Origin of the sequence: Rossellomorea sp. KS-H15a (genome assembly GCF_024195245.1) — a bacterium.
Taxonomy (GTDB): domain Bacteria; phylum Bacillota; class Bacilli; order Bacillales; family Bacillaceae_B; genus Rossellomorea; species Rossellomorea vietnamensis.
Genome location: NZ_CP096886.1, coordinates 2769527 through 2783490 on the forward strand (window position 1 = coordinate 2769527; position 13964 = coordinate 2783490).

General features: G+C 40.5%; 19 protein-coding genes. 15 read left to right on the top strand and 4 right to left on the bottom strand.

Annotation, left to right across the window (positions count from 1 at the left end):
- Window positions 1-130 precede the first annotated feature (130 nt).
- Window positions 131-679, top strand: coding sequence for a 2'-5' RNA ligase family protein (locus M1J35_RS14040; protein WP_254651514.1), 549 nt, complete (start codon window positions 131-133; stop codon window positions 677-679).
- 87 nt (window positions 680-766) lie between these two features.
- On the opposite strand, the gene M1J35_RS14045 is transcribed toward M1J35_RS14040, so the two are convergent.
- A complete protein-coding gene (locus M1J35_RS14045; protein ID WP_254651515.1) occupies window positions 767-2014 on the bottom strand; it encodes a CYP152 family fatty-acid peroxygenase CypC in 1248 nt (415 codons plus the stop codon).
- Between the two features lie 154 nt (window positions 2015-2168).
- On the opposite strand from M1J35_RS14045, the gene M1J35_RS14050 reads away from it, so the two are divergent.
- From M1J35_RS14050 to M1J35_RS14090, 9 genes are all read left to right on the top strand, one after another.
- A complete protein-coding gene (locus M1J35_RS14050; protein ID WP_371928675.1) occupies window positions 2169-2594 on the top strand; it encodes a MerR family transcriptional regulator in 426 nt (141 codons plus the stop codon).
- Window positions 2591-4111, top strand: coding sequence for a class I adenylate-forming enzyme family protein (locus M1J35_RS14055; RefSeq protein WP_224520003.1), 1521 nt, complete (start codon window positions 2591-2593; stop codon window positions 4109-4111). Before M1J35_RS14050 ends, M1J35_RS14055 begins: the two co-directional genes overlap by 4 nt.
- Window positions 4108-5790, top strand: coding sequence for an acyl-CoA dehydrogenase family protein (locus tag M1J35_RS14060; protein ID WP_224520002.1), 1683 nt, complete (start codon window positions 4108-4110; stop codon window positions 5788-5790). The genes M1J35_RS14055 and M1J35_RS14060 overlap by 4 nt, the downstream gene beginning before the upstream one ends.
- Before the next feature lie 358 nt (window positions 5791-6148).
- Window positions 6149-6700 carry an Hsp70 family protein gene (locus M1J35_RS14065; protein WP_224520001.1) on the top strand — a complete coding sequence of 184 codons (552 nt, stop codon included), beginning with the start codon at window positions 6149-6151 and terminating at the stop codon, window positions 6698-6700.
- 365 nt (window positions 6701-7065) lie between these two features.
- Window positions 7066-7935 carry a cation diffusion facilitator family transporter gene (locus tag M1J35_RS14070; protein ID WP_305882316.1) on the top strand — a complete coding sequence of 290 codons (870 nt, stop codon included), beginning with the start codon at window positions 7066-7068 and terminating at the stop codon, window positions 7933-7935.
- A gap of 151 nt (window positions 7936-8086) precedes the next feature.
- Window positions 8087-8917, top strand: coding sequence for an alpha/beta fold hydrolase (locus tag M1J35_RS14075; RefSeq protein ID WP_254653766.1), 831 nt, complete (start codon window positions 8087-8089; stop codon window positions 8915-8917).
- A 19-nt stretch (window positions 8918-8936) separates the two neighbouring features.
- Window positions 8937-9401: a GNAT family N-acetyltransferase gene (locus tag M1J35_RS14080; protein ID WP_254651517.1), complete on the top strand. Its 465-nt coding sequence runs from the start codon at window positions 8937-8939 to the stop codon at window positions 9399-9401.
- 195 nt (window positions 9402-9596) lie between these two features.
- Entirely contained in the window at window positions 9597-10022 is a 426-nt protein-coding gene (locus M1J35_RS14085) for a GNAT family N-acetyltransferase (RefSeq protein ID WP_224519998.1), read from the top strand.
- A 19-nt stretch (window positions 10023-10041) separates the two neighbouring features.
- Window positions 10042-10179: a hypothetical protein gene (locus M1J35_RS14090; protein ID WP_179126100.1), complete on the top strand. Its 138-nt coding sequence runs from the start codon at window positions 10042-10044 to the stop codon at window positions 10177-10179.
- Window positions 10180-10214: 35 nt separating this feature from the next.
- On the opposite strand, the gene M1J35_RS14095 is transcribed toward M1J35_RS14090, so the two are convergent.
- Both M1J35_RS14095 and M1J35_RS14100 read right to left on the bottom strand, forming a co-directional pair.
- The gene (locus tag M1J35_RS14095; RefSeq protein WP_229595208.1) at window positions 10215-10601 is read right to left on the bottom strand and encodes a sporulation protein; all 387 of its coding nucleotides are present in this window, start codon (window positions 10599-10601) and stop codon (window positions 10215-10217) included.
- A complete protein-coding gene (locus tag M1J35_RS14100) occupies window positions 10601-10735 on the bottom strand; it encodes an FbpB family small basic protein (protein ID WP_079532558.1) in 135 nt (44 codons plus the stop codon). The genes M1J35_RS14095 and M1J35_RS14100 overlap by 1 nt, the downstream gene beginning before the upstream one ends.
- A 347-nt stretch (window positions 10736-11082) precedes the next feature.
- On the opposite strand from M1J35_RS14100, the gene M1J35_RS14105 reads away from it, so the two are divergent.
- The 3 genes from M1J35_RS14105 to M1J35_RS14115 all read left to right on the top strand — a co-directional run bounded on the left by M1J35_RS14105 (window position 11083) and on the right by M1J35_RS14115 (window position 12649).
- Entirely contained in the window at window positions 11083-11508 is a 426-nt protein-coding gene (locus tag M1J35_RS14105; RefSeq protein WP_254651518.1) for a DUF1801 domain-containing protein, read from the top strand.
- Between the two features lie 198 nt (window positions 11509-11706).
- Window positions 11707-12342, top strand: coding sequence for an FMN-dependent NADH-azoreductase (locus M1J35_RS14110; protein ID WP_254651519.1), 636 nt, complete (start codon window positions 11707-11709; stop codon window positions 12340-12342).
- Window positions 12343-12463: 121 nt separating this feature from the next.
- Window positions 12464-12649, top strand: coding sequence for a hypothetical protein (locus tag M1J35_RS14115; protein ID WP_254651520.1), 186 nt, complete (start codon window positions 12464-12466; stop codon window positions 12647-12649).
- A gap of 64 nt (window positions 12650-12713) precedes the next feature.
- Here the strand turns inward: M1J35_RS14115 and M1J35_RS14120 are convergent, their stop codons facing one another.
- Window positions 12714-13226 (bottom strand): CAP domain-containing protein, encoded by a 513-nt coding sequence (locus M1J35_RS14120; RefSeq protein ID WP_061809276.1) that lies wholly within the window; start codon window positions 13224-13226, stop codon window positions 12714-12716.
- A gap of 339 nt (window positions 13227-13565) precedes the next feature.
- On the opposite strand from M1J35_RS14120, the gene M1J35_RS14125 reads away from it, so the two are divergent.
- On the top strand, window positions 13566-13769 hold the full coding sequence (locus M1J35_RS14125) for a hypothetical protein (RefSeq protein ID WP_254651522.1): 204 nt from the start codon (window positions 13566-13568) through the stop codon (window positions 13767-13769).
- 15 nt (window positions 13770-13784) lie between these two features.
- Window positions 13785-13955: a tRNA U-34 5-methylaminomethyl-2-thiouridine biosynthesis protein gene (locus tag M1J35_RS14130; protein ID WP_254651523.1), complete on the top strand. Its 171-nt coding sequence runs from the start codon at window positions 13785-13787 to the stop codon at window positions 13953-13955.
- Window positions 13956-13964 lie beyond the last annotated feature (9 nt).

The window sequence follows — 13964 nt, forward strand, 5'->3', positions numbered from 1 at the left end:
AGGATATATACAAACTATTCATGTAGTTAATCTTTAAGCGTTTACATTTGGTTTATCTTGAGGGAGACTGTGTTAGAGTTAGACATACCGGATATGTTACATTCCGTATGTGAAGAAAGGTGGTTTGCCTATGTATTGGGTCATCGCTCTATTCGATGAGCAAACAGAAGAGCTGATTAAAGGGATTTGGAAAGAACTAGCGGTTAAGGACATTTCTTATTATGAAGAAGAAATCAAAGATGCCCGTCCTCATATTACATTAGGCAGTTACACGGAATTAGACAAAGAGGCATACATAGATTCTTTAGAAACCTTTTATGAACATACCGCATCCTTCCGCATCACATTTAATACAGTAGGATCTTTTTTGAACTTCGGCACTCTTTTTCTTTCCCCAACCGTTACGAGGGAGCTTCTGGACTTTCACTCGTCTCATTACAATTATTTTCATTCTTTTAAACGGAAGGCCAATCCACTTTATCTTCCTGGAAATTGGATTCCACACTGTACTTTGGCCAATAAACTTTCCCCTGAAAAATTAGCCGAGGGATTCGAGCACTGTTTAGGAAGGGGAGACACGATTAAAGCAAAGATAAATGGTGTAGCCATTATAGAATTATTGGATGATCCAGAGGATTGTATGAATGCTCCCATCATCTATACTAAATCATTTAGGTAGAGTGCAATATTTTGTATCAAACAGCGAGAGGCGGAATGATACCCCGCCTCTCGCTGTTTGATATTGCAGAGTGCAAACGCAACAAAGTTATTTATTGTATACCTTCTTCATCACGAAACCACTTTTCGGAAGCGTTGGGATTTCCCGGAGACTATAGCTCATATCCTGCTTCGGCAGCTCATAGTTAAGATGCTTACTCATGAAGGAGAAGCTCGCTTTCATGACTTCAATTGTCGGCCATTCACCTGGACAACGATGACCGGTATCATAATCTCCACCGCCTTGTGGGACCAGTTCATAGATACTGCCCTTGTAATCCTTGAACCGCCCGGGTTCGAAATGATCAGGGTTCTCCCAGATCCGGGGATCATGATTCGTACCATACAAATCAAGCATCACCATTTGACCTTTTTTAAAATGATATTGCTGCCATTCAAAATCCTTGGTTGTCAGGGCAGCCAGAAAAGGGAAGAAGGGGTAGTAGCGACGCACTTCCTGAACGAAACATCGGAGGTCTTCGTCATGAGAATGAATCTTTTCTTTCCACTCCGGATTTTCCTCAAGTGCAACAGCGCCAAACACCAGATAACGTGATATGGCTACAAGAGGGCGAATGACATTTATTAATTCGACTGCTGCCACTTGTTTATCAAGAAGGTCCCCGTTCAGGTCTTGGTGGAAAGCCATTTCGTAGAGGGCAGACCCTTTCCTGGTTTCTTGCTGCCCTTGACGCACCATATGAATGACGCTTTCAATCCATTTTTCCAATCGATTCCTTGCCCGTAGACTTGCAAGATACTGGGGGCCGATTTTTGATGCACCTTCAATTAATCTGTTTAAATCTTTGGAGCGTTTTGGTACTGCTTTCTCTTCGATTGGTATACCAGCCCATTCACATCCAACCTTTGTAAGTAACTCCAGGGATTCCTTGAAAAGATTGACTTTATTCTTTTTCTCCCACTTACGTGTATATGCATCCCACTGTCGAGTCGTCAATTTGTGCAATTCATCGAGTCCTTCTGGTGTCATCAGTGACATAAACAAACGTTTCCTGTGTTCATGAGACTTTCCATCTAACGTCTGGACCCCGCCTTTTCCAAAGAGTGTGTTCAGTATGTGAGGAGGCATCGCTCCATTCCTCTTCATCTTTTCATTATCATAGAACAGTTTCACACCTGATTCACCGCTTAGAAGAGCGACCTTCTTACCAAGAACTTTTGTTTCATACACATCTAGATGATGCTTCTGAGTACGTTTTTGAATAAACTCATAACCATCCATAAAGATCGACAATGTTCGGTCAATTCCTTTATCTTTCGGTACTTGAACTGGCATTATGTATTCACATCCCCTTCTATTTGATTATTTTGTACTTTCCCACCTTTCTTATGAAAATAAACCCCACTCTTAAGCTATTCATTTTTTGGGAGACCGAAAAGTAGTTATTTTTAAAAAATCGGTTGAACTTTACGTCAACGTCAATGATAAAATGAAAGTATCAAAATTTTCAAACAAAGAGTTGATGATGATGCCTTATACCATTTCCCAATTAGCAAAGGAGTTCAACGTAACGACACGCACTATCAGATATTATGAGGAACTTCGTTTATTAAAGCCTGAAAGGAGTGATTCAGGGAGGAGACTATACTCCAAGAGTGATGTCACCAGACTTACATTAATATTCCTTGGAAAGCGCTTCGGTTTTACTTTAGAGCAAATCAAGGAAATGATTCACCTGTTTGATCAAGATCGAAGTGGAAGGAAGCAATTGGAACGCACAGTCGAATATGGGAACATGAAAATAAAGGAGATAACCAATTTCATACAAGAACTAGAAACAATGAGAAATGAAATGGAAGACTTAAGGGATGACTTCCTTAAAAAATTAAACGAGTCAGGGGAGAACCGAGAATGAATATCTCAGAATTATTATCTCGAAATTCCAGGAAATATCCAACACGGAAAGCGGTTGTCACAGAGGGCGAAGAGATGACTTACAGGGAGTTGAATGAAAAAGTCAATCAGTTGGCCAATAGCTTGAAAATGCGGGGGATAGGTGTTGGGGATAAAGTGATGCTGTTCATGCCGAACACAGCGGAATTTGTTATCAGCTACTTCGCAGTCCTGCGGTTGGGGGCGATCATAGTCCCTGTTAATGCAAAGCTTTCTTCTGATGAATTATCATTCATAGTCCATCACAGCGATGCCCGAGCCATCCTTGCCCATGAGCGGGTTTGGGAAACGGTAGAAAGCATTGATCCCGGTAATCTCTTATGTGTGAAGACAGGGAAGACACGGGGATCATGGAAGTCATTTGTGGATATCTTGAATGAAGGGAGTAAAGAAGAAGTTGACTGCACAATGAGTGAAGAGGATGATGCTACCATCCTTTATACTTCCGGTACGACAGGTCAACCAAAAGGCGTACTCTTCACTTACCGAAACATTTTAACGGTATCCATCATGATGTGTGTGGAATTTGAGATGAAACCCGAGAGCAGGATTCTCCATATGATGCCTCTCAGTCATTCTGCTCCACTTCATCTATTCCTGATAGCGGGTACATATGTAGGAACCACCCATATATTATCACCGACCTTTACCCCTGAGAATCTACTTAAGTTGGTAGAGCAAGAACAGATCACCCACTTTTTCGGCGCGCCGGTCGCCTACTTATTTACATCTAAACTGCCTAACATCCATACGTATAATCTTTCTTCTATGAAATATTGGGTCTATGGCGGAGCACCCGTCTCCGGTGCAGAAATTGCATATATTAAAGAAAGGTTGGGGACGGACCTCCTCCATTGTGTTTATGGTCTGACAGAAGCTGGACCCAGCGGAACCCTGTTAGCAGCAGATGAACATCACCAAAAAGGGGGGAGTATCGGGAAGAGAGGGGCCCTCGGAACAGAAATTAAGATTGTTAACGAAGCGGGGAAGCCAGTGGACACGAATGAGGTGGGAGAAATTCTCCTATATGGAGAAGGTAATATGAAAGGATACTATAAAGATCCGGAGAAGACGGAAGAAGCCTTTATCAATGGATGGTTGAAAACGGGAGATCTTGCCAGAGTGGATGAACAAGGATATATATGGGTGGTGGACCGCAAGAAGGATATGATCATTTCCGGTGGGGTAAACGTTTATCCTAAAGAAATTGAAGAACTGCTTGTGGAGCATCCGGCTATTTCTGAGGTGGCAGTCGTTGGAGTCCCCCATCCTGAGTGGGGGGAAACTGTTAAAGCGTATGTCGTCAGTTCGCTATCCTCGAATGAACTTTCCACGGTATGTAATGAATTCCTGAAGGGTAAACTGGCAAGTTATAAAACTCCAAAACTCTATGAATCCTTGCATGCACTCCCGCGTAATGCAACAGGCAAAATACTGAAACAGCCTTTACGGGATATGATTCAGGAGGTGAATCTATGAGAAAGCTGGAAAATTTTTATCAGGAAGATCCTCATTTAAAAGAAATCCTTGAAAGCTATCTGGATAAAGATTTTTTTACGTGGGCCGACCATGAGCTGAACACTTTCGGCGAGCTTTGTGCAGGTGAAATTGATGAACGGGCCGTCCATACGGATCGTGAGGGACAGCCTAAGCTTATTAAATACAACAGATTCGGAGAAGAGATTTCTGAAGTCTGGGTGAATGAAGGATATAAGAAAACAGTTGAACAAACATACAATAAAGGAATTGTCGGGTATATCCATAAAGAAATACCCGGGCTTGGGACGAAAGGAAATTATATGTATTCCTATGCCCAGGGATATCTTTTATCTCAAAGCGAGCCCGGTTTCTATTGCCCGGTCACCCTTTCCATGGCAACGGCCCTCCTTCTTGAGAGGTATGCATCTCCTGATGTGAAAGCCAGGTTCCTTCCACATGTCCTTTCAACGGGAGAAGTTGAATTATATGAGGGGGCGACTTTTTTAACTGAGAGACAGGGAGGGTCTGATGTCGGCGCAAATGAAACAAAGGCCCTTCAAGATGGTGAATCCTATCAGCTATGGGGAGAAAAATATTTTGCCTCCAATTCAGGGATGTGCGGAGTGACAATGGTGCTCGCTCGGATAGAGGGATCCGGTAAAGGAACAAAGGGACTTAGCTTATTTGCTGTCCCGTGGAGAAACGATGATGGCTCCCTAAATGGGATCCACATTCGAAGGCTGAAGGATAAGTTGGGTGTCCGGGCAGTGCCTTCAGCGGAGGTGGAGTTCAAAGGTGCAAACGCCTATCTGGTTGGAGAACCGGATAGAGGCATCTACTATATGATGGAAGCACTTAATTTATCCCGGATTTGCAATGCCATTGCATCGATCGGCATTATGAGAAGAGCCTATCTCGAAGCAAGAAATTACGCATTCCATCGTGAAGCGTTCGGACAGCCTCTGGCTCACTTTCCGATGATAAAAGAATCCTTGACCCGACTTGCCTCTAAACAGGAAGTGGAAACCAGTGCCGTGTTCCATCTCGTTCACTTGTATGATCGAGTCGTGTCCGATGACATTCCTACAACAGAGGAAGAATCTGTTCTACATCGTTTGCTGATTGCCATACTGAAGAAAGAATCAGCGGAGCAGGCGATTCACTTTTCTCATGAAGCAATCGAACTTCATGGTGGAAATGGGTACATTGAAGATTTCGTCCTTCCGCGTTTACTCAGGGATGCCCAGGTATTGACGGTATGGGAAGGGACAGCCAATATTCTAGGACTCGAAGTTCTGAGATTAATGAATAAACACCGGGCTCATGTATACTTTTTAGCCAAAATGAAAAAAGAGCTATCCCTTGTTCCAGAAGAATTCATTTTGTTAACGATTCCCGTGACAGAAGGGATCTTAAAACTGGAACAACTATTGACACTAGTGACCACGTCCAATCATGATACACAAACCTATCATGCGAAGAGGATAGCAGAACTGATGGTCCATATTTTCGAAAGTGTAGTGGCACTTAAAGATGCCTATACGTTTGGCGGAAAAAGAAAACGTATGATTGCAGAGGTTTTTATCGAGCACACATGGAAAACAACAGAATGGATGGATGAAGAAATGAAATCCGTTCAATACTTCGACGAAATAGTCGGGGGAAAAGTAATGGTTTAAATAAAAAAATCCCGGGCAACGTCCAGGGATTTCTTTTTATTTTTCACAGCAGCAGGGACAATCACATTCTTTTTTCGTTTTACACGTACAGCGGTCACAAGGACATTCTTTCTTTACCAAGAATGACACCTCCTTTATGCAATAGGTTATTATTCATCGTTTCCAAATCACTGAATTCCATACACATTTTAGAAACAGAATACCCACGTGTTAATAGTTAACGTCAAAGTACGGAAATCAGCATGTCTATATAAAAAAAATTACAATTAATACTAAATGATATCCATTTGTTTACAAATATTAAGTTATAAGGTAATATATGTAATTGTAGGAACGAATGAATGGGGAGGAATTACAGATGAAAAAATTGATGCTACCCTTTTTCTTGCTATCTATGAGTTTATTTATTGCTGCATGCAGTAGTGATGAAGGTAGTACAGAGGAAAAAGAGTCAAACACTGAAGCAACTGAAGAAAGTGCAAAATCGGACGAGATGGAAATGAAATCCGCTCTATTAGACTTTCAAAAAGAAATCATCAACACAGTGAATGCCAATGATTCAGCTATTTACACGTTTGAATCGGCAAAAGCTAAAGAAGAGGATAAACCAAGTGCAGAAGAGATTGCCAAACTTAAAACCGATGCTGAAAGTTCTGCTAAAACCGTAGCTGAAGACGTTCAAGGGCTCGAAGTACCTGCTGCGTTGGATTCAAAGAAAGACGAAATTCAAGGCGCATTGGACGATCTTGCAAAATCATATGAAACCAGAGCTGCAAATCTTTCAGACGAAGCAAACGCAGAATACACAGAATCTGATGAACAATTTGCATCATTTGAAGAAAAAATGGCTGCTGTTTATGAAGAAGCTGGATTGACTAAGCCTAGTTTTTCAGCTGATATTGTAGATTAATAGCATAGAAAAATATAGATTAGACTTTTGACTGGAGTAGACTCAGATTTTTGACTCATTCGGGCGAAACTAAAGTTTCGCCCGAATGAGTCAAAGCTGAAAAGTAGCTCGTGTAGAAAGGCAGCCTGAATCAAATGCAGTTGATCCAGGCTGCCTTTCTACACGGGCTAAATGAGTCAAAAATCGTTATAAATAGGACTGCATCTTCGGTCCTGTTTTTTTATACCTTCACAAAAGTTTGCTCCTGGAAACATTGTTCACCTCTTCATATTAAGATAGCTTCACTAAAGAAGGTTGCTATAGACCCACATGGGAAGAGGTTGCTATGATATTCAGGTACATATTAAATGTGGAGGAAAATGATCGTGAACCAAGAAAAATATGATCAGTTAAAACTGGGTGAACGTGGTGCACTGATAAGCATTATCGCCTATATACTGTTATCAATTATTAAATTCCTCATTGGAACATCAGCAGGGTCGGAGGCATTACGTGCTGACGGCTTGAACAACGCCACGGATATCGTGGCTTCCGTTGCGGTACTTATCGGCCTAAGGTATTCAAGGAAGCCAGCCGATCAAGATCATCCTTATGGGCATTGGAAAGCGGAAAGTGTAGCCTCTTTACTGGCATCCTTTATTATGATGGTAGTGGGGATACAGGTGCTATACAATGCGATTCAATCTGTATTTGACGGAAAAACCCAGGCACCGGATCTAATTTCCGCATGGACTGGTATTGGGGCTGCAATCGTCATGTACCTTGTCTATAGATACAACAAAAAATTAGCACAGAAAATTAATAGTCAATCCCTTATGGCTGCAGCAAAAGATAATCTCTCAGATGCATGGGTAAGCATCGGCACGGTGATCGGTATCCTTGGTGCTCAATTTTATTTGCCTTGGTTGGATCCCCTCACGGCAGTCATTGTCGGCCTTCTCATCTGTAAAACCGCATGGGGCATTTTTATAGAAGCTTCCCATTACTTAACGGACGGATTCGATGAAGAGCTTATAGAATCGTACGAAAAGACCGTCCTCGATCTCCCCGGGGTTAAAGGTGTAAAAGATATTCGGGCAAGAAATTATGGAAACAACACTGTCGTGGATGTAGTGATTCTGGTGAGGTCCACCCTCGATATAAAACAGGCACATGATATTTCAAGCGAGGTAGAAGAAGAATTGATGAATAAGCATGAGGTGTATGATGTGCACGTTCATGTGGAGCCGAATTAAAAGCGATTCACTTCGAAAGGCCCTGCTTAGGGTCTTTTTTAGGTTCAAATCCATTTCAAACCTTTTTTCAAAACTTAGCATGAATATGTTGGATGATAATGGTAAGATAAAAGAATAAGAGACGGAAAGAAATACATAGGGGATGAACACCATAAAACGTTATTTTATTCAAAAACAACTCCAGCAAATACACATATCGGAATGGGGAGATCCTGCGAAACCAGTGATTTTTTGTCTTCATGGATTGGGAAGCACAGGACTCAGCTTTATAGAAATAGCGAACGATTTAGAGAAAGACTATAGAATCATTTCCATCGATGCACCTGGTCATGGAAAGACTACCCCATTTGAACGCGGGGAAAATTATGAAATGAATAACATGGCCGAATGGCTGAATGAAGTGATTGAGCTCCTTGAAATCGATTCATTCTATTTCCTGTCTCATTCATGGGGGGGCTTTGTAGCGCTATTTTATGCAGCCAAATATCCCGATAAGATCAGCGCATTGATGTTGATCGATGGAGGTTATCAGGGAAAACGGCATTCACAACAAACCGTAGAAGAAGAAGTCGCTTATTATGAAAAAGATTTTGAACAGACATGGGGAACATGGGAAGATTTCCTCACCCTCGTTAAGAGTGAAACGTTAAATTGGTCTTCTTTAAAGATGGTGGCCGCTCAAGATCTTTCCCTTTATCATGACCAGCAATATTATTGGCATGCCCGTGGGGAGACAGCTGCTCACATCATCCGTGCCATGCACAAAGATGAGGCGGAGGATATTTATCACAAAATTGAAAATCCGGTTTTATTATTAAGAGCATCCCTTCATGAAAATCTTGCTGAAACCCGTAAAAAGACAGCCGACAACTTTAAGGTACAGGTAAGGGGAGAAGTAAAGTGCATTCCGGATACGACCCACCTTCTTCATTGGGACCGTCCTGAAATAGTAGTAAGGGAAATAAGACAGCGCTGGAAATAAGTAAAGGAGGAATCACTCTATGATTACATTAAAAACGATGACAGAGAACGAATATCATGATTGGATAGAAGAGTCCATCAAGGAATATGCAGAAGAAAAAACGAAGGCAGGCAATTTCAAGAAAGAAACGTCCCTGGATCAAGCAGAGGAGGAATTCAATAAACTATTACCGGAGGGAAGGGAAACAAAAGATCATTATTTATTTACCCTGTTTCATGAAGAAAAGGAGGAAATAGTAGGAAACTTATGGGTTCATTTAAATGATGAAGCAAAGGAAATATTTATATATGATATTAAGATCCATGAAAGCAAAAGGGGATCAGGGTATGGGAAGGAAGCTTTAGCGTCATTGGACTCGTTAGCCAGGGAAAAGGGTATCCCGAAAATATCCCTCCATGTATTCGGTCATAACAAAACAGCTATATCTTTGTATCAAAAAACCGGTTATGAAGTAACAAATGTGTTAATGTCCAAATCGCTTTAAAACAAAAGGGCACCTGTTCATACGGTGTCTTTTTCTTCTTAGAGGAGGATCTTTCACCATGTCAACTGTAAAAGAAACATATCGTATTGCCGACAGTTATTTCTTTATTGGAGATGCAGGGATTCTTATTATAGCTCTCATCTTGGTCTTAGTATTTCTATACATATTATTAAGGAAAAGAAGGTCGTGACTGTTATGAGAGAAGTAAAATATGCTCAATTATCAGATCTGGAACCGATCGTTGCGATTGATCAACAAGTCATCGGGCATGCAAACAGGAGGGGAGAAATCGAGAAGGCGATAAGGAATCAAGCATGTCTGGTCATCAAAGAAGGAAAGGCTACTGGCTTTCTCTTATTCAATACCCAGTTTTATGGGAACGCGTTTGTCTCTCTGGTCATCATTGCTCCCGAGGAGAGAAGAAAAGGGTATGCGTCATCCTTATTGAAATATTTTGAGAAGAATTCCCCAACGGAAAAAATCTTTTCATCTACTAATCAGTCAAACATTGAGATGCAAAAAGTTTTTCAAAAGAATGGATACACTCCAAGCGGAATGATAGAAAACCTGGACCCTGGAGATCCTGAGCTGATTTATTTTAAATATAAAGAGAATCAATGAGATTGGGGGACTAAAATTGATGATCATGGTATTAGCTGTGTTTCTTCTTATTTTCTCGTTTGATTTCACGAAATTCAGGAAGCAGAATCAGACGATGATCGAGCAGAATGAAAGGATCATTTCACTACTTGAAGACATTAAGAAAGAAAACACTTGATAAAAATGGCTCGCAGATAATTGCGAGCCAACTTTCTAAACAATTGAAATATAATCTTCATCCACGCTTTCTACCCCCTGATCAAACGTCAGCTTTGTCTTGAATAAATAACGCACGCCATCTTCAGAATATGGGACTCCCATAGGAATTCGATAGGTAAATGACAGTTTGTTGCATTCATCTGCCCGGATGATATCCGATTTTAATACAGTGGTCGAATCAATGAGCATTTCTTCCTTTCCATTCTTATCAATCATAACCAAATCACATTCAACCCGTTTAAGTTTTTGTTCAATGATGCCACCCTCTAAAAAGAAATAACCATGCAGGAGCTCACCTTGTCTAAATGAGGTTTTAGGCAGCACAAGATCAATTTTCGCAGACCCAATACCGAAGAGCGACATATATTTACGCAGTATCATTAGGCATGCTCCTTTTTGCTAGTATATTTCTTATCGATTTTTTCTTCGATTTTATCCATCTCCCGTCGATTTCTAATAATTTCTTCTTTGTTTTCTTCTATTAATTGAGAGAGGTTTGATTTTAATTTTTTCATTGTCCATTACTTCCTTTCAGAGTGAAATAATAAAGAAAAGACCTTTACCAATGGAGGTAAAGGTCTTTTCTGGACATATATAAGCCTTCACCAACTGGTAAAGGTCTCGCTAACAACATGGTTGTCAATAAAGCCGAGAGCGTGCACTCTGTAATGACGACTTTATTGTTACAGCTACTCCCCTTTAGGAGAATATTAAATTATGACACAATCATAATTGAAACAGGGATCGATGTCAACGGATATGAGAAACATATATCATTTCTATATATAAGACTCCATGCAGGAAACTCGAGGACGAAAAGAGAAGTAGTGGGTTAGGATGAAATGGAAAAGGAGCTGGTCATATGTATGAATTGAAAACGAAACAAAATGATGCGAGTGTCATAGAATTTATTGAGGGAGTGGATCACCCCCAAAAAAAGGAGGATGCTTATAGGCTACTGGATATTTTCAGCGAAACAACCGGCTTTGAAGCAAAGATGTGGGGGCCAAGTATTATCGGATTTGGTTCTTATCATTATAAATACAAAACGGGTCACGAGGGAGATGCTCCATTAGTGGGGTTTTCACCGAGAAAGGCCAAGATAAGCTTATATTTTGCCACAGGGGACAGTGAAAGAGAGAAACTTCTAAAGTCATTCGGGAAGCATTCATCCGGTAAGGCGTGTGTGTACATAAATAAAGTAACAGACATTGATGAATCGGTGTTAAAGCAATTGATTCAACAGTCTGTGGCCTTTTTACAAAAAACATATCCTGACAATCATTAAGTTTTTAATAGGGAATCAGTCTTGTTCATGTGACTAATTCCTTATTTTTTTTGAATGAAAGCTTTTTATTTGTAATTAAAGATAATATCCTATAATATTAATCTTGAATTAAAACTATCACGGTTCGAGATACATGATTTCAAATCATTACAAAACCTTGATAAGGATCATTTTACATTCAGAAAGGGACGATTCAACATGACGAAGGTATTATATATTACAGCACATCCACACGATGACACACAATCTTACAGCATGGCTGTAGGGAAGGCATTTATCGATACGTATAAAGAAGCAAATCCTGGTCACGAAGTTATTACTTTGGACTTATACAAGGAAAACATCCCACAAATCGATGCTGACGTATTCAGCGGCTGGGGCAAACTGCAATCAGGTAAAGGATTCGAAGAACTTTCTCAAGAAGAACAGGCAAAGGTTGGCCGACTTGGTAAATTATCGGATCAGTTTGTCGAAGCTGATAAATATATTTTCGTTACACCATTTTGGAACTTCTCATTCCCTCCAGTAATGAAAGCATATATTGACTCTGTGTCAGTTGCAGGTAAAGCCTTCAAATATACAGAGCAGGGACCGGTTGGACTACTGACAGACAAAAAAGCGCTTCACATTCAAGCACGTGGAGGAATCTACTCAGAGGGACCGGCAGCCGCAATGGAAATGGGACACCGCTACCTGGAAGTAATGATGCAATTCTATGGCGTTCCTTCATTCGAAGGATTATTTGTAGAAGGACATGCAGCCATGCCTGATAAAGCGGCTGAAATCAAAGAAAATGCCATCGCAAGAGCAAAAGATTTAGCACATACATTTTAATAATAAAGGGAGTCAACGATTATGTTGGCTCTCTTTTTTCCATTTATTTAAACTTTTTTTAAAAAATGCGAAACTCCTGCCACGATTTATTCGTATAGAGAGAGGAAAGGGAGTGGAATAAATGAAGGATCAGGAATTTATTGATATTGTGTTAGGGGAAGATGAATCACTCGCAGCCCTGTTACAAACGATTGTGACCCATAAGAGGGAAGAATTAGGGACGCATGCCGTTTATGTTCAAGAAGTTATATCTATACATGACAATGGCTTCACGGTTATTCTTGAAATCAGCCGCAGCACTTACTAGATGAAAGAGGGAAAACATTAAAAAGAGACCCCGGTACAGTACCAGGGTCTACAATTATCATTCATTATCTTTTTATGAACATTTGAGTCCAATAATGACCGTACGATCCACCTTTCACATAGCCTACTCCAATTTCTGTATAAGTCGGGGAGAGGATATTTTTTCTATGACCTTCGCTGTTCATCCACGCTTCTACCACTTCAGATGGAGTCCTTTGACCTGCAGCGATATTTTCTCCTGCTGCCTGGTAGGAAATCCCGAAATCCTTCATCATTTGGAATGGGGATCCGTATGTCGGAGATGTATGACTGAAGTAGTTCTTCGCAATCATGTCTTCCGACTTATAGCGAGCGACACGGGACAACTCCCAATTTTCCTTCAATGGGGGTAAACCCACTTTTGAACGCTCCATGTTTACGAGTTTCACTACTTCATATGTATAACTTTCAGCAGTGGCATTTGCTCCTGGGATATTTAAGCTTTGACCAGGATAAATCATATTCGGATTACTGATCCCGGGATTTGCTGAAATCAGCTCGGATACTCCAACCTGATGTTTTACGGCAATCTTCCACATCGTATCCCCATAAGTGACCGTGTAGGTACCAGCAGCAAAAACTTTGGAAGAATGACCAAATCCAATGACAAAAGTGACAGACAACAATAAGATAGATAAAAGTTTTAAAGTTTTCATAGTTCTATTGAAATATAATTCTGTTAATTTTTAAACAGGTAGTTGTTACCACTATGAAGGGAAACCCGTGTTATCAATATATAGTAAATTTTACTAGGATCATTCGACGGTTACTTTCTAATCAGAACAGTACAAATTAATCCCATATTATGGTCTTTCTTTGATATACTTATTAATAATGATGTTTAGATAGCCGGGATACATACTAAAGGAATGTAGCGAATGAACTGGTTGAATTGGAATGATCTTTTAGCCTCGTCCAATCCATATGTTGCCGTTTTTTTCGGGATCATCCTCACCATCGTGGTTGCCTTCAGTATATGGGTTGAAACGCGTCAAATACGACCCCTTTTTATTGCAATGGTCTCAGGCGGTTTAACCACCATCATCGGAGTTGGACTTCTTACGATGGTCGGATTCTATTAGGAAGGATGAAATGATATGAAATCCCTTTTCTTAGTCATATTTGGCGCCATCCTGGGATGGGGAATCACGGGTTTTTTCACGAAAGGTTTTGAAACAGACTATCTGTTTATCCTGATCATAGGAATCGTGATCGGACATAGTTTAGGGCGTAGAAAGGAAAAAGAAGAGTTTACAGAATCCATGTGAAAGGCATGT